A 21,911-nucleotide genomic window follows, 5' to 3' on the forward strand; every position below is an offset into this window, starting at 1 on the left:
CATGAAGAAATTTAGCTTATATGATAAGGACATAAGGGAAGATTTATTCATTTATTTAGAAGAACTATATGGGAAAATTAGAATCCTTGAAGAGGTAAATATAGGAGATTCTAGGGCAGATGCCATTGGAATTATTGATGGTGCCTTAATTGGTATTGAGATAAAAAGTGACGCAGACACCTACACTAGACTTAAAAGCCAGGTAAAGGATTACGATGCCTTTTTTGACTACAACTATTTGGTGGTAGGTTCTAGTCATGGGGCACATGCTATGGAGCATGTGCCGGATAATTGGGGAATAATAAGCGTTGAGTTAATAGATGGAAAGTTGGATTTTTACATACTTAGGGCTGCTAAATTAGGCACTGATATGTCAATTAAAAATAAGCTTAGTCTACTATGGAGACCTGAACTTGCTCATATACAGCAAATAAATAATATGCATAAATACGACTATAAAAGCAAGGCATGGGTTAGAGATAAGATAATAGAAACAGTATCTGAGGCTGTGTTAAATGATCTTATTAGCGAAGAATTGTTTGAAAGAGATTACGAGGCCATAAGGCAGCAGATTAATGATTTTAGAGAAGCTAAAGGCTTAAAGAAAAGAAGAAATCTAAAAAGAAGAGTACATAGAAAGAAAAAGAAGCTTTAAGGGAAGTGTACCGACCCCCAAAAGTTAGACCTAAAAATCTAACGATTGGGAGGTCGGTACAAAGTTAAAGCTTCTTTTTTGTTGGTCGGGTGGTATTCTTGGCTAGTTTAAAGGACTAAAACTTTACAAAAGTCTTAATTTAGGACGCTGAACTTTAACGGAGTAACTTGTCAGACAACTATTGATAATTTGTCTGTCTTGTTATAAAATGAATTTGCGATAAAGTGTATAAAAAACTAACTTTTTTGGGAATTATAAAGTTATCAGACAACGCTTTATTAATTGATAAGATATAGGATAGAAATTTTAACAATAAATTATTTAAGAGGGGTTATGGGGAAAAATTTAAAAGATAAATTTAAGGCAAATCTTAGGAGATTTTTTGCATCAAAGAAAGCAATTGCAATAACATGCACAGTAATAGTTGCCTTAGTTTGCGTTATTGTAACTTTTGTAATGCTTGCAGTTAAGGCAAAAACTAATAATGAGCAGGTTGCTGCTGATGAGATAACAGAAGTTATACAGATAGAATCTAGTTTTGAGGAAATCACTTTAGAAACAGTAGAAACAGAGGCAACAACACAGGAAGTTACAACAACTGAGACACCGATAGAAACGGAAGCTGTAGCAAGCGCAAGTGACTATATTCAAGTAACTAATAAGACAGGTTCGCCTAGTCTTGATTATGATACAACAGGTCCGGTTTTCCTATCATCTGATGAAGTAAGCGTAGTGGTGGGAAGCGATTTTAACCTAGATCAGTTAGTAAGTTATGGAGACTATTACGATGCTTGTCCTAATTTAAGCTATTCAGGCTATGTGGATACCAATACTCTTGGTAGCTATAGCATTGTGGCTAAATTAACAGACGCATCCGGCAATGAGACAACTAAGAATATGACTATTAATGTGGTGTCTTCAAAGCCTTCAGAAACAGATAATAGAACAAGAATTAACTATAGTGACTTTATGGCAACTTATGCTGCCGATAATGTGCATTTTGGCATAGATGTATCAAGATGGCAGGGCACTATTGATTTTAATGCCGTAAAAGCGGCAGGTGCAGAATTTGTAATCATAAGAATTGGAGGCTGGGATGGCTCCGAGCTTTATAGGGATTCTTGTTATGACTACAATATCAAGGCGGCAAAGGAAGCAGGCCTAAAGGTAGGAGTATATTTTCATTCAAATGATAACACGGTCTCTGGTATGACAACTCACTCTCAGCAGTTACTTTCCATGCTTGATGGGGTGGAGCTAGATTTTCCAGTGGCTTTTGACTGGGAGAGCTGGTCGAGATTTCAGAAGTACAACATGAGTTTTCAGACTCTAAACCAGCTTTTCTATACTTTCCACGACACATTAGCTGCCGGGGGTTATAGCACTATGTTGTACTCTAGTAAATACTACCTAGAAAATTTCTGGGATAACGTGTATAATTATCCGGTTTGGCTAGCAAATTACGTGACACACACTAGCTATGTAGGTAGTTATTCTATCTGGCAGGTTAATAACATTGGTCGAATCGATGGAGTTGGTGGAGACGTAGATTTAGATATTTATTATGGCTCTTTTAATTAGAGTCAAAGGAGTGTAGAAATGAGCAGTATTAAAGTAATGGATGTTAAAGCAGAAATTATAAGTGACAACGACAAAGAGGCTGCCGCTTTAAGAGAAGAAGTTAGAAAGAATAAGGTCTTTTTTGTAAACCTCATGGCCAGTCCAGGAGCAGGAAAGACTACAACTTTGGTTAGAACTATTAATTCACTTAAAAGTAAATACAGAATCGGTGTTATGGAAGCTGATGTAGATTCTTTAGTAGATGCCAAGACTATTGAAGAAACAGGGGCTAAGGTGGTGCAGCTGCACACTGGTGGCGCTTGTCATATGGATGTTGCCATGACTAAGTCTGGCCTTGATTTACTTGATTGTAAGGACCTTGATTTGGTCTTCCTTGAAAATGTAGGCAACTTGGTATGTCCTGCGGAATTTGACGTAGGGGCTAACAAAAGGGTAATGATTTTATCTGTGCCAGAAGGCGATGATAAGGCCCTAAAGTATCCATTGATGTTTGAAGTTAGCGACCTTTTATTAGTCAACAAGATTGACTGTCTTGAGGTATTTGATTTTAATTTTGATGCCTTAAAGGAAAATGTATCTAAGCTTAATAAGAATCTTGAGATAATTCCGGTATCTTCCCTTACAGGCGAAGGCTTTGATAAGTGGATTGATTGGTTAGACAAAGAAGTAGACAGTTTCTTAAAGGATGCAAGAAAGGACAGATAAATGAAGGTTGTTGAATTACATAAAAGTGTGACAGAGTCTAATGATAGGGACGCTAATGATTTAAGAAAAGAATTAAAGGAAAGAAAGGTTTGTCTTGTAAATTTAATGAGTAGCCCTGGGGCTGGCAAGACAACACTTCTAGCTAAGACAGTAACTGACCTTAAAGATCAGTTAAAGATAGGCGTAATTGAGGCTGACATTGCATCGGATGTGGATGCTATAAAGATTTCTAATCAGGGTGCTAAAAGCATTCAGGTGCATACAGATGGAATGTGTCATATGGACGCAGGCATGACAAAGCGAGGAGTAGACGAGCTTGGAGTTGATGAGCTTGATTTGGTCTTCCTTGAAAATGTTGGCAATTTAATCTGCCCTGCAGAATTTGACACAGGGGCACATAAAAACGTAATGATTTTATCTGTGCCAGAAGGTGATGATAAGCCTTTAAAGTATCCTTTGATGTTTGAGAGAGCCGACGCGCTTTTACTTACAAAGATGGACACAATTAAGTTTTTTAATTTCGATTTAGAAAAATGTATAGATCAGGTTAAAAAACTAAATCCTAACATTAACATTTTCCCAGTATCTGCTAAGACTGGCGACGGTATGGATAAGTGGGAAGCGTATCTAAAATCAACTATCTTTTAGAGAAAGGAACGAATATGCAGATCGAAAATAAAGAAAATCTTTCGCAAAGAACAGCTAGCTGCCTAAAGACAATGATAGTAGACAAGAATAAGTATAAGCCTGGTGAAAAGTTGCCTAATGAAAATGTATTAGCTGACGAGTTGAAGGTTTCTAGAACTACATTAAGAGAAGCAATAAGAATTCTTGTATCAGAAGGTTTATTGACAGTTTACAGAGGACGAGGCACATATGTTTCTGATGTCCTTAATCAGTACGTAGAGGGTGGCACAATCCATATGGAAGATGCCCTTGCTATGAAGGTGACATTAAGAGATTTATATGAAGCAAGACTAATAATAGAGCCAGAGGCAGCAGCCCTTGCAGCAAAGAGAGCAACAGATGAAGAGATTCAAGAGATTCTTAGATTGGGAGATATTTGTCAAAAACAAATTAAGAAGAATCCTAAATCAAAGAAAAGAATTGAGTCAGAGACAAATTTTCATGGAGCTATTATGAAGGCTTCACACAACGACTTTTTAACACAGTTTATACCTGTGCTTACAGAAACTATTGAGAAGACATTTGCATTAGAAGAAAATCTAGATATGATTGCACAGGATGCTTATAATGACCACATTGTAATCATGAAGTTCTTAGAAAGAAGAGATTCAGACGGACTTAAAAGTGCAAGCATAATGCATCTTAGACATGCCTTATGGAATGAGAATTTAACAGATAGTATTTAGAGTTAAATAGATATTAAAAACGACAATTAAAACAAAACAGAGAATTAAAAGATAAGAAGCTAGGAGATTAACTTTTTCGTTAATTTCCTAGTTTTTTAATTAATGTTTCTAGTTTTATTGAATAAAAACTATCGACTTGATATAATAATTATAATTGTAATTACGTGAAAATTTGAAAGGGGTAACCGTATGTTTAGTCAATTATTTGGTAAGTATTTGATTGAGACTGACGTTATTTCAGAAGAAGAATTAGATGAAATAATAAAAAGCCTAAGAGACACAAGAACTAAGATTGGATTCTTAGCTGTAGCTAAGGGAATGCTAACAGAGACAGAAGCAAGTGAAATCAATAGACTGCAGGCCTTAGAGGATGCTAGGTTTGGCGATATTGCTGTAAGCAAGGGATTCCTTTCTCAGCAACAACTAGATGAGCTTTTAAAGGACCAAAACGATGAGTATGTAAAATTTATACAGGTTTTAAGCGAAGAAAAAAATATATCTATGCCGGAAATTAATGGCTTTGTAGAAGATTTTAAAAAGCAAAAAGGCTTTGATGATAATGAGATAGAGGCCCTTAAGGCCAATGATGTAGACGCTATTGTGCCTATATTTGCCTTTGCCTCAAAAGCACATATAACAGATTTAGTTGCCCTTGTGCTTAGAAACTTGACTAGATTTGTATCTACAGATTATTACATTGAGAAGATTCAGAAAGTAAAGGAGATGGACTACAATGCCTTTACTTGTATGGAGTTAAAGGGCGATGCAAATATACATCTAGGTTTTTTAGCAGATGATGACGTAACTGGTCTTACCCTTATTGCCAATAGATTTGCAAGAGAGGAATATCCTGATTTAGATGAAGAAGTTTTTGATTCCGTAGGTGAATTTCTTAATTGTATAGCTGGACTTTTTGCAACAAATGCATCACATAAGGGAGTTAAACTAGAGATTTTACCACAGTTTACCTATGAAAATCAGACTGCCATTGCAGATGCCTATGTCCTGCCAATTTACATAGAGGGCAGAGAAGTATTTTTCTATGTAACCCTTGATGAGGAGGCAATGGTAGGTAAAAATCCTATGGATGTTAGTGGCGAATTAGTAGAAGGTAGCGTAGAAACAGCAGATAGTAAGGGCAGAATTGTTATTGTTGATGACTCTGGCCTTTCAAGAAATGTCCTAAGAAAGATTTTAGAGGACAACAATTTTACAGTTGTATGTGAGGCATCAGATGGCGTGGAGGCAGTGGAGGCATACCTAGACTATAAGCCAGATATCATTACCCTTGATATCACTATGCCACATCTAAACGGTAATGAAGCTCTAAAGCAGATTATTAAGGCTGATCCTGATGCAAATGTAATTATGATCACTGCTGCAGGACAGGAAAATAAGATTATTGATGCTTTAAAGGCAGGCGCTAAGCGCTTTATTACAAAGCCATTTTCAGAAAGTGACATTTTAAAGAATGTCAATGAAGTACTTGGCCTCTAGAAAAAAACATTATATTTTTGAAAAAATGTGTTGACTTTAGAATATACATGAGTTATTATAGTTGTCAGACAACCACTAAGAGTTGTTATACAACCTAAGAAACAAGCGCAAAACTCTACCGTTATGAGGAAGGAAGATGCTTTGAGTTTGGATAGGAATAAACACATTTTATGGAGGTATAGAAAAATGGCAGAAGCAAGAATTTTCTATGAGTCAGATTGTAACGTAAGCTTACTTGAGGGTAAGACAATTGCAATCATTGGTTATGGTAGTCAGGGCCATGCACACGCTCTTAATTTAAAGGAATCAGGCTGTAATGTTATTATTGGTCTTTACGAAGGTTCTAAGTCTTGGAAGAGAGCAGAAGAGCAGGGCTTTACAGTATATACAGCAGCAGAAGCTGCTAAGAAGGCAGATATTATCATGATTCTTATCAACGATGAGAAGCAGGCTAAGTTATACAAGGAAGATATTGAACCAAACTTAGAGCCTGGTAACATGCTTATGTTTGCTCATGGTTTCAATGTTCATTTCGGTTTAATCAAGGCTCCAGAGGGTGTTGATGTTACAATGATTGCACCTAAGGCACCTGGTCATACAGTACGTTCTGAATATCAGGCTGGCAAGGGTACACCTTGTTTAGTAGCTGTTGAGCAGGATGGTACAGGTAAGGCTCTTGATATGGCACTTGCATATGGCGCAGGTATCGGTGGAGCTAGAGCTGGTATCCTTGAGACAACATTTAGAACAGAGACAGAAACTGACCTCTTTGGTGAGCAGGCTGTTCTTTGTGGTGGTGTTTGTGCATTAATGCAGGCTGGTTTCGAAACATTAGTAGAAGCTGGTTATGATCCACGTAACGCATACTTCGAATGTGTACACGAAATGAAGTTAATCGTAGACCTTATTTATCAGTCAGGTTTCGCTGGTATGAGATACTCTATTTCTAATACAGCTGAATATGGCGATTACATTACAGGTCCTAAGATTATTACAGAGGATACAAAGAAAGCAATGAAGAAGGTTTTAGCAGATATTCAGGATGGTACATTTGCTAAGGAATTCTTACTAGATATGTCAGAAGCTGGTGGACAGGTTCACTTCAAGGCTATGAGAAAGCTTGCAGCTGAACATCCAGCAGAGAAGGTAGGCGCAGACATTAGAAAGCTTTACAGCTGGAATAATGAAAGCGATAAATTAATTAACAACTAATTTTCGATATAAGTAAATGTGTTTTGAGGGAGAAGCGATAATCGTAAGGTTATCGCTTTTCTCTCGTTTTGCATTGTTTAAGAGATTAAGGTATTTAATAGCTCGTTTACTTCCTCCATTTGCATAGGTTTTGCAAGGAAGCCATCAAAGCCCATATTACTGTAATTTGCCTTGTCTTCAACATTAGTATTGGCAGTCATAATAACTACTGGTGTTTGATTATTTGGACAAGTTGTCAGACCTCTTAGTCTCTTTAATAGACCTGGACCTGAAAGCTTTGGCATTAAGTCATCTAAAAAGATCAGGTCATATTTATTCTTTTGCAAATCTTTTAAAGCCTCTAAGCTATCATTAAAACTAAAGATACTAGCCCCTGTTAGTTCAAAGAAGGCAGTGGCAACCTTTATATTAATATCGTTATCATCTACAATTAATAATTTCATACCCTTTAAATTAGGAGTAGTTTTTAACTTCTTATCTTCTTCGGCATCAAAGTTTTCACGTAAGACTTTCCTATATTCTCTAATAGTAAGGTCATCTGCTACAAATTGATCAACCTTAATTGTAATAATAGTTCCATCACCGTAGCTAGAACGAACGGAAATTTCACCATCCATGTTATCAAGAAGACGTTTTGTAATGGATAGACCAAGGCCTGTACCTTCGATGTTTCTTGTGTTCTCCATATCCACACGTTTAAAGGATTCAAAGAGGTAAGGTAAATCCTCCTCTTTAATACCAATACCTGTATCTGAAACTACAAAGGTAAATTTAATATCTGTGCTAGATTTTATACCAAAGGCTGAAAAACGTACCTCACCTGTCTTTGTAAACTTAATGGCATTACTTAGGATATTGCTTAAAATCTGTCTTAAATGACTTTCATCACCAATAAGTAAATCTGGCAAATCCTCATCAATATCAAAGATAAAATCTAGATTTTTCATTTGAGCCTTCAGGCCGTAGGTAAATTTTAATTCGTCTAGTAATTCTGTTAAATGATATTCTGTTTCTACGATTTCAAGCTTACCAGCCTCAATCTTTGAAATGTCTAATACGTCGTTGATGATGTGTAGCAAGCTGTTTCCTGCAACCTTCATATCATTGGCATAAGAGCTAACATTTTCTTCCTTAGTACTATTAATAATGATCTCATTAATACCAAGCATGGCATTCATTGGAGTCCTGATTTCATGGGACATGTTAGCTAGGAAACTTGACTTTGCTCTGTTGGCATTTTGTGCTGTTTCGTTGGCCTCCTTTAATTCATTCATGGTTTTAGACAGGGAGTTATAGTCTCTAGTTTCAAGTGAAAGATAGAGTATAAACAAACCAAAGGAAGAGAAAAGTCCTATGATTTTTAGCTGACCATGAAGTAGGGGCTGTGCAATAGCACCCAAAAGGGACATGATAAAGGTTATAATAAAGGCAACTCGTTCTCTGTTATACATTTTCTTAAAGCCTCTAACATAAACGTACATGGAATAGATTGAGAAGTACATTGCTGGTAAATAACCGATTATGATGTAGAATTCTTGATTTACGAAAGTATTAGTGGCGCTGTCATAGTAATCTAGAAGGTAAGTAAAAGGATTACTTATAATTAAAGCTAGTGATACAATTAAAACTAGGATATTAAATCTAATAATGATTTTTGAGGTATTACTAAGGGTGTAGTACTCCATATAGCGGGAGAAGTTGTACATTGTAGTTACAGCAAAGAAAAACTGTATAGAGTCTACGAAGGCTTTAAGCAGGTCAAAGGAACTGTCAAGCTCAAGTATATAAGGCAGACTTACCTCAGATAGCACTAAAAGTAAGCAGCTTATAGCTGTAGCCTTGAAGGCTTTGGCAGTTTTAACATGCCTTAAAGATTGGTTCCAGGAAAATATTATAATAATGGAATCAAAGATTATGGCTACCATTTCGTATGAAATTCTTGGATATCTTAGAATGAAATCCATAGTAATTCCTCCTGTACATCGTCATACAAACTTAGTAATTGCTTATGCTTATCCCTAATTAGGGCAACGTTTGTGTTTATATTTTCTCCAGCAAGAATGGCCCTGCTAGCGTATTCCATCTCCATGGCGGCATCTGATAATTTAAAGGCGCCAATGGTTTTTGAATTAGATTTAAGGGAATGGGTTAAAATGTTATAAGAATCCCAATCTTGTTTATCATAGGCCTGACAAAGCTCAGTTCGCTTAGTTGGCTTAATCTTTATAAATTCATCTATTAAGGCACGGTACAAATCTTTGTCGTTTCTACAGTAGTTAAGACCGGCTTTCCAATCTACGCAAGTTTCACCATTATCACAAGAATTATTTGTCTCACTAGTATTGATGCTTTCTGTCTTTATTGGCTGGCTAGTAGTTGCTGTATTAATAGTTTTGTTTTGAATGGCCTTACTTGAGCTAGCGCTATCAATTAGGTCGCGTGGCAAGTAAGTAAGCAATATTCCCTTTAAACTAGAGGCATCTACAGGTTTGCTTAAATAGTCATTAAAACCGATGGAGATATATTTTTCCTTAGATCCAGAAAGGGCATCGGCTGTAAGAACAATAATCGGAGTTGCGTAGTTTATATTCTTTTTGTTAGCACGAACCTTTTTAAGAATCTGGGTTCCATCAATTATAGGCATAAAGGAATCAAGTAAAACCAAATCAAATTTCTCTCTTTCTAGAATATCAAGTCCCTCAGGACCACCTCCGGCAGTAGTAATCTGGGCATAGGTAGATTTTAAAAAGCCGCAGGCAACCTTTAGGTTCATCTCATTGTCATCTACAATAAGAATCTTTGCCTTAGAGGCTGTAAAGCTGTCCTTAATCTTATCAAGATTAGTAATCTTTTGCTCATTTAGATATTCTTTAATAGTCATCAGAGAAGTGATAGGCTGGAGGATTTCCATGTAAAATGTAGTACCAAGGCCATAATTTGAACGAACGCTAATGCTTCCGCCCATCATATCTATAGATTGCTTAACGATGGATAGACCAAGTCCCGTACCTTCTACATTTTTATTCTTCTTTAAATCCACACGTCTATAGCTTTCAAAAAGGTGGGTTAAATCTTCTTTCTTAATACCAATACCTGTATCGAAAATCTGCATTTTAAGCATAAGTAAATCGTCTTGTAAAGTTCCCCTAAGGGTAAATACAATAGCTCCGCTAGAGGTATATTTTACTGAATTACTAAGGACATTAATTAGAACCTGCCTAATTTTTGCAGCATCACCAATTAGCTGATTTGGCAAGCTATCATCAATATCCATCATAAAAGGAATTCCCTTATCCTTAGCTCTTGTGCCTATTATTACATCTATATCCTTTATGATTTCTCCAAGATAGTAGGGGCGGTTGTGAATCTCAATAGTACCCGCTTCAATCTTAGATATATCTAAAACCTCATTAACAATAGATAACAAGGCATTTCCTGCAGATTTAATGTGCTGTGCATTTTCAAGGGTAGCCACATCAAGGGACTCATCAATTATTAAATCGTTAAGGCCAAGAAAGGCATTAAGTGGGGTTCTTATTTCATGTGACATGTTAGCAAGGAAGGTACTCTTAGCTTTGTTTGCTAGGTCTGCCTCTTCTCTAGCAATCAGCAAATCTGCATTGGCTTTTAAAAGGTCTATGTAATCCTCAGTTTCAACTGTCATATATAGAATGAATAGGCCAACAGATACTAAGAGGCCTGTGATTGTGATTTCATCGTTAATTAAAGGCTGAACAATCATGCCAATAATGATAGTGCTAATAGTTAAGGCAAAGGTCATACGAATTCTTTTCTGGATTAGCTTATAGTTTCTAGCAAAGACAAAGACGCTAAAAGAATAGGCATATACAGCAAATAAAATACCCACGGGATAGAATAGTGGTCCGTGAACATATTCGTGTACATCGTAGTGATAAAGGGAAATAATGCCCGTAAATAGGTTAATAATAAGCAGAATTATATATATAATAAAGACTATTATGTTGAATTTCCAAATGGCTTTTTTTTCGAAGTTTCCAAAGGAGAGCTCAAAGTATGAGGCAAGACCGAAAGCTAAGGTAATAATTAATACATAGACTAAGAGATTGAAAATGTTTATAAGATAGAAATTAAGAATATTTTCCGGTAAATCCTCGAGCCAAGAAGCGGAAGTTTCAATAATTGTCAAAAGAGTACCACAATAAAGAAGGGCCTGAAAGGCTCTTCCTAATTTATTGACTCTTTTTACCTGAAGATTAGAGAAAAATATTAATATTATGTCAAATACTACTGCAGAAGCTTGAATATGAGCCTCTTCGTGTCTTAATAAAAATTCCAACATAAGTTATGTCTCCAAAATCTATTCAATTACCATACAAACTAAAGTTATTATATCACAGTTGTCTGTTAATTTAAATAATTGTTGGACTTTCTTAAACAAAAAATTCAATCTTATAGGCTAGATTTATTATTTAATAAAGTGTATAATAAAGCAATTTATAAGACAAAGATTTGTAAATAGCTATTATTAGAAGATATAGAAAGATATAACGAGGAAGTATATGAAGATATTTGAAACACATGCTCACTTTGATGATGAGTGTTATGATGAGGACAGAGAAATTCTTATTGATGAAATGATTGGTGAGAATGGTATAATAGAATCAATTGTAAATGTTGGGGCTAGTTTTAAGGGTTGTAAGGACTCTGTAGAATTAGCTAAGAAGTATGATCAGATTTATGCAGCCATTGGCTTGCATCCTGAAGATATAGAAAGTCTTGATGATGAGGTTATTGAATGGCTTACAAATCAAGTAAAGACTAATGAGAAGGTAGTGGCAATTGGAGAAATTGGACTTGATTATCACTATGATGAACCAGATAGAGAGCTTCAAAAGGAAGCCTTTAAAAGACAGCTTATTTTGGCCTCAGACCTTAATAAGCCAATAATTATTCACTCAAGAGATGCATGTAAGGATACACTAGACATTTTAAGAGATACATTAGATACAAGCGGTGAGCATGTTTATAAAAATGGCGGAATAATTCATTGTTATTCTTATTCAAAGGAAGCAGCCCTAGATTTCCTAGATCTTGGTTTTCACATTGGAGTAGGAGGAGTTGTAACCTTTAAGAATGCTAAGAAATTAAAGGAGGCCGTAAAGGTCATCCCTCTTGATAGATTAGTTCTTGAAACAGATAGTCCATATATGGCACCGGAACCTCACAGAGGTAGCAGAAACGACAGTAGAAATATTCAGTATGTAGCTGAAAAAATTGCTGAATTAAAGGAAGTATCAGCACAGGAAATTATAGATATAACAAACCAGAATGCAAAAAAACTCTTTTGGAGGAACTAATGGACAAATCAAAACTACATAAACTTATTGATGTGGCAGCAGCAAGACAAGAAGCTGATTTGGTAATTAAGAACGGCAAGATTATTGATGTCTATCAGGGCAAGATAATTGAAGGCGATATTGCAATTTCCGATGATTATATAGCTGGTATTGGAAATTATAAGGGTAAGGAAGAGATTGATGTAGAGGGAGCTTATGTATCTCCCGGTTTTATTGATGGTCATATTCATATTGAGTCTTCCTATATGACACCGGAGGAATTTTCAAGACTAGTTGTACCTCATGGAACTACAACAGTTATAACAGATCCCCATGAGATTACTAACGTGTGTGGAATTGATGGCCTTGATTACATGATTGAGGCAGCAGCAAGCACAGCCCTTGATATTAGAGTGATGGTGCCAAGCTGTGTACCAAGCACACCCTTTGAGAATTCCGGGGCGGTTGTAAGTGCAAAGGATATTGAAAATATTTTCAAAACAAGGAAAGTTCATGGCCTAGCTGAGTTTATGAACAGCGTAGGCGTTATTAATAATGATGAGGAGTGTGTGGCAAAGTTAGCTGCAACCATTGAATCTGGCAGGGTTATTGATGGCCATGCCCCAGATGTTGCTGGAAATGAGCTTAATGCCTATATTGCAGCGGGCATCTCAACAGATCACGAGTGCAGCATAATAGAGGACATGGAGAATAAGCTTTCTCGTGGTATGTATATTTTGCTTCGCCATGGCTCAGCTTGTCATGATTTAGAAAATCTACTTCCAGGGGTCAATGAAGAAAATTATAAGAGATGTCTTCTTTGCTCAGATGATAGACAGATTCATACAATCTTTGAAGAGGGCCATGTTGATGACTTAGTTAGAAGATGTATTAAGGCAGGAATTAAGCCAATTCATGCTATTAGAATGGCAACACTTAATGCAGCTGAGTGTTATGGTATTAAGGAAATTGGTGGAATTGCGCCGGGAAAGAAGGCTAATCTTGCAGTCTTTAATAATCTTGAGGACTTAAAGGCAGTAATGACTTTTATTGACGGTAAGCTTTGCGCTAAAGAGGGCAAATACTTACTTCCAGTTAAAAGAGTAGATGTTACAAAGGTATCTTCTTCAGTTAATGTTAAAGATTTTAGTGAGGCTAAACTTAAATTAGAGTTAAAGTCTAATAGGGTTAAGACTATGAATATCTGCCCAGATGGGGTTTTAACTAAGGCTGGAGTTGAAGAGATTGAATTAGATGATAAGGGCGATTTTGTCTATAATAAGGATAAGGATATTGTAAAGATAGCAGTAGTTGAGAGGCATCATGGTACAGGAAATGTTAGCGTTGCATTTTTAAAGGAATTTGGAATTAAAGAGGGTGCAATTGCCCTATCTGTGGCTCACGATTCCCACAACATTATTGCTGTAGGCACTTCAAATACTCAAATTGCTATGGCAGTTAATGAGGTTATAAAGATGACGGGTGGTATAGCTATTGTTCACAAGGATGAAGTAAAACATGCTATTCCGCTTACAGTGGCAGGAATTATGAGTACTGAAAATGCAGAGACTTTTAATGAGAAGTTAGCTGCCGCTCATAAATTTGCCCATGAGGTTTTAAAGGTGGATAAGGACAAGGACCCATTTATGGTGCTTTGCTTTATGGCACTTCCAGTAATCCCAGAACTTAAGATTACTGATATGGGACTTTTTGATGTAAATGAATTTAGATTTACAAGCCTTGAGGCCTAGAAGATTAGAAGTTTAGAAAGCTAGAGCTTAGAAATTCAACTCAGTCGGAGTACAAGCTCCGACTGAGTTAAACGCTCCGCGAGGATGCGCACGGATTCGGACAGGAATTTGTCTGCTGAAGCAGACCCGAATCCGGCGCGCAAGACTCGCGAGCGAGTCTTGACTTTGCTATAAAAATTAATATAAAAAATAAGCCAGTAGAAATTAATCTACTGGCTTTTCTTTATACGTCAATATTCAAACCTTAATTAGCTAAAGTTAGTGATTAAAGAAGCAATTCTAAGTGCGAATAATACGAATACAACCCACATAACAGGGCTAACGTCCTTAGCCTTCTTTGTGCAAACCTTTACGATTACCCAAGAAACAACGGCAAACATAATACCGTTTGAGATTGAGTATGTTAAAGGCATGATAAGAACTGCAAGGTAAGCACCGATTGCATCAGCTGCATCAGCTTCAAAATCAATCTTAGTGATTGATGTAAGCATAAGCATACCAACATAGATAAGTGCTGGAGATGTAGCAAATGAAGGGATAGCAAGGAATACAGGGCTAAATAATAAAGCTACGATGAATAATAAACCTGAAACGCAAGCTGTAAGACCTGTCTTACCACCTTCAGCAACACCAGCAGAAGATTCTACGAAAGATGTAACTGTAGATGTACCAAGAGCAGCACCAAGTACTGTACCAATAGCATCAGCCATAAATACTCTACCAACTCTTGGAAGTGTACCATCTTCCTTAAGTAACTTAGCCTTATCTGCAACACCTACTACAGTACCAACTGTATCGAAAAGATCTACAAATAAGAAACTGAATAAAATAGCGATGAACTGAATGATATGTTCTCCAGCCCAAGCGAAGTTGAAGTGGAAAGCTGTTTCCTTAAGACCGCTAAAGCTTGAAACGCTAATAACGCCGCTAGGAATAAGTGAGTAAACACCATTTTCAACATCAACTACATACCAACCAATCTTCTCAGCAATAATACCAAGAATCCAAGTTGTAATTATACCAATAAGTACAGAACCCTTAACGTGGTAGTGACTTAAAATAACAATAATAAGTAAACCAACAAGACATAATACAACGTCTGGTCTTGAGAAATCACCAAGATCTACAAGTGTTGAATCACTAGCGATAGTAACGTTAGCACCCTTAAGACCGATGAAAGCGATAAATAAACCGATACCAGCAGTAATACCATACTTAACGTTCTGTGGAATACCGTTGATAATCTGTTCTCTAACCTTGAAGATAGAGATTACGATGAAGATTAAACCTTCAACGAAAACTGCTGTTAATGCAACTGTGAAAGCATTAGCTCCCATATCTGATAATTCTGTTAAACATACTGTGTAAGCAAAATAAGCATTAAGACCTAAACCAGCAGAAAGTACGATTGGGTAATTAGCCCAAAGACCCATAACAAAAGTAGCAACAGCGGATGCTAAACAAGTAGCAATGAATACACCGTCCTGATTCATTACTGTACCTAAGATGTTAGGATTTACAGCTAGGATGTAAGCCATGGCAAGGAATGTTGTAATACCGGCAATTACTTCGGTTTTAACATTAGTGCCGTGTTCTTTGAGTTTAAATGTTTTTTCAAGCATTTTGTTCTCTCTCTTTCTTTTTTTATAAATGTATTTTGCGCGATATTTACTAATAAACATAAAAATATTTAAAGTAAATAAACGAACATCTAAATTATAACAAAAAGTCTTAGAATAATAAATATAAAAATTTATTTTTTGTTAAATGTTAATTATCTAAAGTGACTATACTTATAATATTGATAATAACTTCATGAAATGGTATAATTTTTACAGATGTTAAAATGTATATGAGTTTGTGAATGCAAAATTGAAAATTTGTAATTGGGGGATTTAATATGACTAATGATGAACTAAAAGATTATGTAATTGATAATATAGATTTAGCCATAGAAAATGCGTATATAGAGCCTTTTTATCAGCCAGTTATAAGGACTATAACTGGTAAGTTATGTGGTCTTGAAGCTCTTGCCAGGTGGATTGATCCAGAGTATGGAATGATTTCGCCGGCTATTTTTGTGCCTGCACTTGAGTCTGTAGGACAAATCTATAAGTTAGATTTATATATTATGGAACGTGTATGTAAGGATTTTGTAGCGCGAAAGGAAAAGGCGGGTTATGTAGTTCCTTTTTCATTGAATCTATCCCGTCAAGATTTCGATAAGTGTGATATAGCTGAAATAATTGAGAAAAATGTAAAAAAGTATAATGTGCCAAGAAACATTTTAAATATAGAAATTACAGAAAGTTGTATTGGCAAAGATCCAGAGTTTATGAAGAAAGAAATAGATAAACTACATAATTTAGGTTATAGTATATGGATGGATGATTTTGGTAGTGAATATTCTTCTTTTAATGTCTTAAAGGATTTTGATGTAGATGAATTAAAGATAGATATGAAGTTTATTTCTAGTGATGAAATAAAGGCTAAAAAGATAGTTATGTCTATTGTAGATATGGCTAAGAAAATAGGAATTAAGACTCTAGCTGAAGGCGTTGAAACAAATGCTCAATATGAGTTTTTAAGAAATATAGGTTGTGAAAAGATTCAAGGATATTTTTTTGGAAAACCAATGAGTCTAGAAGATATAACAGATTTTTTGGATAATTATAGTAATGGAGTAGAGTTACCTTATGAGAGCCATTATTATGACAAAATAGGCTCTGTAAATATTTTAAGTCCGGCTACCTTTATGGGCTATAATGCAAAAGAATTAGATGAACTAGGTTTTAACACGCAGATTCCAATAACTATAGCGGAATTGAAAAATAATAAGCTTGAATTCATTTTCTATAATCAAAGCTTTGAAACACAGTTAAAAAGCTTTGATATTAATAGTGTGGAAATCTTAAAATTAATAGTTAATAATAAAGAAAATAGTCATTATGGAAAAATAATGGATATATTTAAACTTGCAGATCAGCTAGAGGAAAATTATGCAAGTGGTAATTTTATAATTGATGATAAGTTATTTATTGCAAGAGTTTATAAGCTTGATACCTGTAATGAGAAAACAGCTTATGTATGTGCTATAGTAAGTATGGTAAATGACCAGGAATATCTTAATAAGATAACTAAGGAAAAATATATTAAGGCCTTATTTAATAAGTATGATAGAGTAGATGTATTTGACTTGACTGAATTAATTGATACAGAAATTTATGTTAACGACCAAAATATTCATAATTACGATGGCGCAGATATTCGTAGTAATATGGAAAAATATGCTGCTGACCGCATTTACTATGAAGACGTGGATAGGTATATGAAATTTTTTGATATGGCTACTTTAAGAAAGAGAATTCAAAACTCTAAAGAACGTATTTTAACTATTTATATAAGAGTTAAAGATGGCAATGATTATGTATGGAAGGTTTTAGAATGTAATTATATAGGAAATAATAAGGTGATCGGAACTACAAGAAATGCTAGTGATTCAGAATTAAAATATGCGCCTTATTTAGTAAAGGAGGTAAATGTAACTAATATTAATTCTTATGAGGCTTCTTTTAGTCAAGTTAATCCTAATGTAATCTGTTATTGGAAGAATTTAGAGTTAAGATATACAGATGCAACTAAGGGGTATATTAATTTTTATGGCATTGAAAGTCTGAAAGATATTTTGAATAAAACCGACACGGAATTAAATTGGGTAGAGGATTCGATTGTTGCAGATAAAGAAAAAGAGGTTTTGAAAACAGGCATAAAAACAAGTCTTGTTGAGACTGTAAACGTAAAAAATGAAACAAAGGTTCTTGCAATTGACCTGTCGCCAATTTATGATAATGGAAAAATTATAGGCTTAATGGGCTATATAACAGATGTTTATGATCAGGTTAAATTAGGGGAAAGCACTCTTTTTATAGATGATTATTCTGGCACTTTAAATACTAAGGGATTAATGTCCGAGGTTAATAAATTTTCAGACGAATTCTTACTAAATAATAAGAAGTATGCAGTTCTAATTGTTGATATTAAAGACTTTAAGTACGCTGTAAAAAATTATGGTAAGTTTTTTGCTAAGGATATTCTAAATGTAATTGGTAAGAAATTAGTAGATATTGTTGGCGTAAAGGGAGTCGTAGGAAGAATAGAAACAGACCACTTTATGATTTTAACTAGATATAAAGTGGAAAGTGAATTAGAAGAACTTAAAGAAAAATTATTGTTAGAAATTAACAAAATTAATAAGATTTCTAATAAATCATTTACAATTGATGCGTATATAGAATATACTACTTGCTTGGAAGACGATACGACAGAAAAATTAATTGGTCGTACAATGAATAGAATAGCTCAGATAAAGAGCAAAAATAGGAATGGTGAATAATATGAGAAATGCTGTTATAGCACAATCAGGTGGCCCTACAGTGGCAATTAATGCTAGCTTAGCTGGTGTTTTAGATTATAATGTGGAAAATGCTACATTTTCAAAGATTTATGGCTCTCTTAACGGAATTACTGGAATTCTAGAGGACAGATTTATTGATTTATCTGAAAAAATGGCCGGATGTGATAACTTTATTGAAAAGTTAAAGCTTACACCTGCTATGTACCTTGGTTCATGTAGATACAAGATGCCTCTACCAGAGGATAAGCCAGAAGTTTATGAGAAGATTTTTGCTTTCTTTAAGGAACATGAAATCGATGCTTTTTTCTATATTGGTGGAAATGACTCAATGGATACAGTAGATAGATTATCAAAGTATGCTAAGTCAATTAATAGTGATGTGAGAGTTATTGGTATTCCAAAGACTATTGATAACGATTTGGTTCATATTGATCATACACCAGGTTTTGGTTCCGCTGCGAAATATGTTGCAACTTCAATTCTTGAAATGGCACATGACACATATATTTATAAGCTTAAGTCAGTTACAATTGTTGAAATCATGGGACGTGATGCCGGTTGGTTAACTGCTGCTTCAGTACTTGCAAGAAATTCTTATAGCAAGGCACCACATCTTATCTATTTACCAGAAGTAGCTTTTGATGCTAAGGAATGCGTTGAAGATGTAAAGGCTTTACTTGAAAAGCAGGATGATGTAATTATTGCAATATCAGAAGGTATTAGAGATAAGGAAGGTAATTATTTCTCAGCTTCTGAAAGTAAGTTAGATAAATTTGGACATGTACAGCTAAGTGGTGCAGGTAAGGCATTAGAGCACTTAATCGCTAACGAAGTGGGTTGCAAGGTTCGTTCTGTTGAATTAAACATTTTACAAAGAGCAGCCTCTCATCTTGCTTCTCTTACTGATTTAGAAGAATCAGTTATGTTAGGTAAGACAGCAGCAGATCTGGCAACTAAAGGTGAAACAGGTCTTATGGCTACTATCACAAGAACTTCTAATGATCCTTATAAGACAGTTTATGGTGGACATCCAGTTTGTGAAATTGCTAATGGAGTTAAGGGTGTTCCAAGAGAATGGATTAATGAGAGAGGTAATGACCTTACAGAAGATATGGTTACTTATCTTAAGCCTCTTATTAAGGGTGAGCCAAAGCTTAGCTTTAAGGATGGTATGCCAGAGTATCTTGATGTTACACATTTAATTGAGCAGTAGGAAAATGTTTTGCCTCATGAATATGAGTAACTAAAGTGGTAAATTTTCTAAGAAATTAATTAAACAAAAAGCTAGATTGCGTCTAATTGAGAACTATTATCAATTGGACGCAATTTTTTATGGTTTTATTATTTTCTAAGACTTTAAAAATATTAAAAACTGGCTTATAATTAATTAGACGTTAATATAAAACTAGGAGGATAATAGGTTATGGGAATGCCAGATCAGACTATAGAGTTTAGATATGACACACAGTTATTATTAGATCAGTACGTAGAGGATGGAGTAGATCCAGACGATTTAGCTGATGATTTAACAGATGAAATTAGAGAATATGTTTTAGAGAATATTAAGGGCGATTCAATGGTAATCGCTGGTGATTCAGGTGAAGATGAGTTTGGCGAGAAGGCTACAGTTAAGCTTCACTATCACACTAACGAACCATGGGATGTTCTTGCATATTGCAGAACTCACGGTGAAATTTATGACATCGTTGTAGAAGACATGGACAGACAGTCAAGAGATTTAAAGGGCTAATATAAATATAGTAGCCTTAAAGGCTTTCTAGCTTTGATGTTTCAAGGCTTTCGTATCAAAACTTTAATGCCGGAAAGAGCCAATCTTGCAGCTGTTGTTTATGAGTTTTTAACTTAGGAGGTATTATTATGTTAAAGGTTTATGGTAGCGAAATGTGCCCAGATTGCATTAACTGCAAGAGAAATTTTGATGACAATGGTATCGAATATACATATATCGACATCAATAAGAATTTAAAGGACTTAAAGGATTTCTTAAAGATGAGAGACGAGAATCCGATTTTTGATAGACTTAAGGCTATTGGAGACATTGGAATTCCAGCAATCGTTATGGAAGACGACACAGTTTTCACTGACTGGGAAGGCTTCTTATCAGAGAGAAATTTACCTATTACTTATGAAAATGTAGGCAAAGCCTGCAGTATTGATGGCAAGGGATGCTAATTGTAAAGATTTTAGCTTAGATAAGATTCTAATAGAAAATGTAAGATAATTATAGGGGCCTTCGGGCCCTTATTTTTATGCTTTAAATCCTAATCATCAAATAGTGTTAGTATTGAAAATATTTATAGGATATGGTATCATTTCCTTAGAAACTTACGTGAAATTCAATATTGGGCAAAGCAGGGGAAATCCTGTGACGCAAAACTAGAGGGCCTTTAAAATGGTAGCCAGGTGCATAAAATGACATTTAGCGCTATTCTTTTAAAGAATGGCGCTCTTTTTGTGTCATACAACATTTTATTTTGGCCTAAACAAAGGATTACAGCTTTCCCGTTGAACTAATAAATACTCTAAAGGGTTTTTGAGAGGTGAAGTTATGGCGGATGGAAAGTACAAATTAAAAAATTACACATTTGATACAGAAGAAGAATACAATATCGCATTAGACGAACTTGAAAAGATCAAAAACATGGCGAAATTCCACGATATTTATGACATTGAAACACAAAAACAGATTCTTTACGTGGCCGATGCAGGTGCTCTTGTTTTCCAAACACCTCTCGGTCTTGATTTCATGCATGAACTTCGTGAAATGGTACGTAAAGCCGAGGAAATTGATGAAGATTTAGCAGCCGACATTGCAAATGCTATTGGCAATGCCAATAATAGCGAGAAGAGCGAAATCCTCGATGCCTTCCAGGATGAAGATGAAAATGAGGCAATACCGGAAGATGCTGTAGCTGAGGAAGTTGCAGAGGAAGAGGATGTTGAGGAAACTGCGGATGAAGCGGTGGCGGAAGTTGCAGAGGAGCCGGTGGCTGAAGAGATGCCGGTAGAAGAAATGGTTGTTGAGGAGGCTGTAGCGGAAGAGGTTGCTGAGGAGACTGTGGAAGAAGCTGTAGCGGAAGTTGCAGAGGAGCCGGTTGTTGAAGAGATGCCGGTAGAAGAAATGGTTGTTGAGGAAGCAGTGGTGGAAGAGACTGCTGAGGAGACTGTGGAAGAAGCTGTAGCGGAAGTTGAAGAGGAGCCGGTGGCAGAAATGCCAATAGAAGAAATGATGGCAGAAGCAGTTGCAGAAGAGCCAGTAGCCGAGATGCCAGTAGAAGAAATGATGGCAGAATCAGTAGCAGAAGAACCAGTAGAAGAAATGCCGGTTGAAGAGATGGCTGCGGAGACAGTTGCAGAAGCTCCGGTTGAGGAACCGGCAATCGA

At 35.6% G+C, this 21,911-nt stretch carries 17 protein-coding genes and 1 riboswitch; of the genes, 14 read left to right on the forward strand and 3 right to left on the reverse strand.

Annotated features, from left to right (window positions below):
* The first annotated feature begins 1 nt into the window (after position 1).
* The 7 genes from G600_RS0109230 to ilvC all read left to right on the forward strand — a co-directional run bounded on the left by G600_RS0109230 (position 2) and on the right by ilvC (position 7,023).
* The gene (locus G600_RS0109230) at positions 2-655 is read left to right on the forward strand and encodes a sce7726 family protein (protein WP_027431682.1); all 654 of its coding nucleotides are present in this window, start codon (positions 2-4) and stop codon (positions 653-655) included.
* A 333-nt stretch (positions 656-988) separates the two neighbouring features.
* Positions 989-2,236 carry a GH25 family lysozyme gene (locus G600_RS15120; protein ID WP_051195460.1) on the forward strand — a complete coding sequence of 416 codons (1,248 nt, stop codon included), beginning with the start codon at positions 989-991 and terminating at the stop codon, positions 2,234-2,236.
* A gap of 18 nt (positions 2,237-2,254) precedes the next feature.
* Complete coding sequence (gene hypB, locus G600_RS0109240) at positions 2,255-2,941, forward strand: hydrogenase nickel incorporation protein HypB (protein WP_027431683.1); 687 nt, start codon at positions 2,255-2,257, stop codon at positions 2,939-2,941.
* Positions 2,942-3,589: a hydrogenase nickel incorporation protein HypB gene (gene hypB, locus G600_RS0109245; RefSeq protein WP_027431684.1), complete on the forward strand. Its 648-nt coding sequence runs from the start codon at positions 2,942-2,944 to the stop codon at positions 3,587-3,589.
* A 14-nt stretch (positions 3,590-3,603) separates the two neighbouring features.
* Entirely contained in the window at positions 3,604-4,314 is a 711-nt protein-coding gene (locus G600_RS0109250) for a FadR/GntR family transcriptional regulator (protein ID WP_027431685.1), read from the forward strand.
* Positions 4,315-4,503: 189 nt separating this feature from the next.
* Positions 4,504-5,811: a response regulator gene (locus G600_RS15470; RefSeq protein WP_081669461.1), complete on the forward strand. Its 1,308-nt coding sequence runs from the start codon at positions 4,504-4,506 to the stop codon at positions 5,809-5,811.
* A 123-nt stretch (positions 5,812-5,934) separates the two neighbouring features.
* Entirely contained in the window at positions 5,935-7,023 is a 1,089-nt protein-coding gene (gene ilvC / locus G600_RS0109260) for a ketol-acid reductoisomerase (protein ID WP_081669462.1), read from the forward strand.
* A gap of 77 nt (positions 7,024-7,100) precedes the next feature.
* Here ilvC and G600_RS15125 read toward each other — a convergent pair whose 3' ends face one another.
* Both G600_RS15125 and G600_RS0109270 read right to left on the reverse strand, forming a co-directional pair.
* The gene (locus G600_RS15125; protein WP_027431688.1) at positions 7,101-8,987 is read right to left on the reverse strand and encodes an ATP-binding protein; all 1,887 of its coding nucleotides are present in this window, start codon (positions 8,985-8,987) and stop codon (positions 7,101-7,103) included.
* Entirely contained in the window at positions 8,972-11,344 is a 2,373-nt protein-coding gene (locus G600_RS0109270; protein ID WP_027431689.1) for a hybrid sensor histidine kinase/response regulator, read from the reverse strand. The genes G600_RS15125 and G600_RS0109270 overlap by 16 nt, the downstream gene beginning before the upstream one ends.
* 220 nt (positions 11,345-11,564) lie before the next feature.
* On the opposite strand from G600_RS0109270, the gene G600_RS0109275 reads away from it, so the two are divergent.
* Together G600_RS0109275 and ade are read left to right on the forward strand one after the other, a co-directional pair.
* Positions 11,565-12,362, forward strand: coding sequence for a TatD family hydrolase (locus G600_RS0109275; protein WP_027431690.1), 798 nt, complete (start codon positions 11,565-11,567; stop codon positions 12,360-12,362).
* Complete coding sequence (gene ade / locus G600_RS0109280; protein WP_027431691.1) at positions 12,362-14,092, forward strand: adenine deaminase; 1,731 nt, start codon at positions 12,362-12,364, stop codon at positions 14,090-14,092. The genes G600_RS0109275 and ade overlap by 1 nt, the downstream gene beginning before the upstream one ends.
* A gap of 248 nt (positions 14,093-14,340) precedes the next feature.
* Here the strand turns inward: ade and G600_RS0109285 are convergent, their stop codons facing one another.
* On the reverse strand, positions 14,341-15,714 hold the full coding sequence (locus tag G600_RS0109285) for an NCS2 family permease (protein WP_027431692.1): 1,374 nt from the start codon (positions 15,712-15,714) through the stop codon (positions 14,341-14,343).
* Between the two features lie 278 nt (positions 15,715-15,992).
* Between G600_RS0109285 and G600_RS15130 the strand changes: the two genes are divergently transcribed.
* The 5 genes from G600_RS15130 to G600_RS15135 form a co-directional block, all read left to right on the forward strand.
* Positions 15,993-18,485 (forward strand): EAL domain-containing protein, encoded by a 2,493-nt coding sequence (locus G600_RS15130; RefSeq protein WP_051195461.1) that lies wholly within the window; start codon positions 15,993-15,995, stop codon positions 18,483-18,485.
* Position 18,486: 1 nt separating this feature from the next.
* Positions 18,487-19,719: a 6-phosphofructokinase gene (locus tag G600_RS0109295; RefSeq protein WP_027431693.1), complete on the forward strand. Its 1,233-nt coding sequence runs from the start codon at positions 18,487-18,489 to the stop codon at positions 19,717-19,719.
* 210 nt (positions 19,720-19,929) lie between these two features.
* Entirely contained in the window at positions 19,930-20,256 is a 327-nt protein-coding gene (locus G600_RS0109300) for a hypothetical protein (protein WP_027431694.1), read from the forward strand.
* A gap of 128 nt (positions 20,257-20,384) precedes the next feature.
* Entirely contained in the window at positions 20,385-20,699 is a 315-nt protein-coding gene (locus tag G600_RS0109305) for a glutaredoxin domain-containing protein (protein WP_027431695.1), read from the forward strand.
* 163 nt (positions 20,700-20,862) lie between these two features.
* A riboswitch (cyclic di-GMP riboswitch) is annotated at positions 20,863-20,938 on the forward strand.
* A 137-nt stretch (positions 20,939-21,075) separates the two neighbouring features.
* Positions 21,076-21,911, forward strand: an 836-nt coding sequence (locus tag G600_RS15135) for a hypothetical protein (protein ID WP_027431696.1), incomplete at its 3' end; no start/stop codon positions are given.

Source organism: Lachnospira multipara ATCC 19207, from assembly GCF_000424105.1.
Taxonomy (GTDB): Bacteria; Bacillota; Clostridia; order Lachnospirales; family Lachnospiraceae; genus Lachnospira; species Lachnospira multipara.

Excerpts from the sequence above, each read along its gene's own strand:
- ilvC (WP_081669462.1), top strand. The coding sequence starts at position 5,935 with ATGAGGAAGGAAGATGCTTTGAGTTTGGATAGGAATAAACACATTTTA.
- G600_RS0109275 (WP_027431690.1), top strand. The coding sequence starts at position 11,565 with ATGAAGATATTTGAAACACATGCTCACTTTGATGATGAGTGTTATGAT.
- hypB (WP_027431683.1), top strand. The coding sequence starts at position 2,255 with ATGAGCAGTATTAAAGTAATGGATGTTAAAGCAGAAATTATAAGTGAC.
- G600_RS0109300 (WP_027431694.1), top strand. The coding sequence starts at position 19,930 with ATGGGAATGCCAGATCAGACTATAGAGTTTAGATATGACACACAGTTA.
- G600_RS0109250 (WP_027431685.1), top strand. The coding sequence starts at position 3,604 with ATGCAGATCGAAAATAAAGAAAATCTTTCGCAAAGAACAGCTAGCTGC.
- G600_RS0109285 (WP_027431692.1), bottom strand. The coding sequence starts at position 15,714 with ATGCTTGAAAAAACATTTAAACTCAAAGAACACGGCACTAATGTTAAA.
- G600_RS15120 (WP_051195460.1), top strand. The coding sequence starts at position 989 with ATGGGGAAAAATTTAAAAGATAAATTTAAGGCAAATCTTAGGAGATTT.
- G600_RS0109295 (WP_027431693.1), top strand. The coding sequence starts at position 18,487 with ATGAGAAATGCTGTTATAGCACAATCAGGTGGCCCTACAGTGGCAATT.
- ade (WP_027431691.1), top strand. The coding sequence starts at position 12,362 with ATGGACAAATCAAAACTACATAAACTTATTGATGTGGCAGCAGCAAGA.
- G600_RS0109270 (WP_027431689.1), bottom strand. The coding sequence starts at position 11,344 with ATGTTGGAATTTTTATTAAGACACGAAGAGGCTCATATTCAAGCTTCT.
- G600_RS0109230 (WP_027431682.1), top strand. The coding sequence starts at position 2 with ATGAAGAAATTTAGCTTATATGATAAGGACATAAGGGAAGATTTATTC.
- hypB (WP_027431684.1), top strand. The coding sequence starts at position 2,942 with ATGAAGGTTGTTGAATTACATAAAAGTGTGACAGAGTCTAATGATAGG.
- G600_RS0109305 (WP_027431695.1), top strand. The coding sequence starts at position 20,385 with ATGTTAAAGGTTTATGGTAGCGAAATGTGCCCAGATTGCATTAACTGC.
- G600_RS15125 (WP_027431688.1), bottom strand. The coding sequence starts at position 8,987 with ATGGATTTCATTCTAAGATATCCAAGAATTTCATACGAAATGGTAGCC.
- G600_RS15130 (WP_051195461.1), top strand. The coding sequence starts at position 15,993 with ATGACTAATGATGAACTAAAAGATTATGTAATTGATAATATAGATTTA.
- G600_RS15470 (WP_081669461.1), top strand. The coding sequence starts at position 4,504 with ATGTTTAGTCAATTATTTGGTAAGTATTTGATTGAGACTGACGTTATT.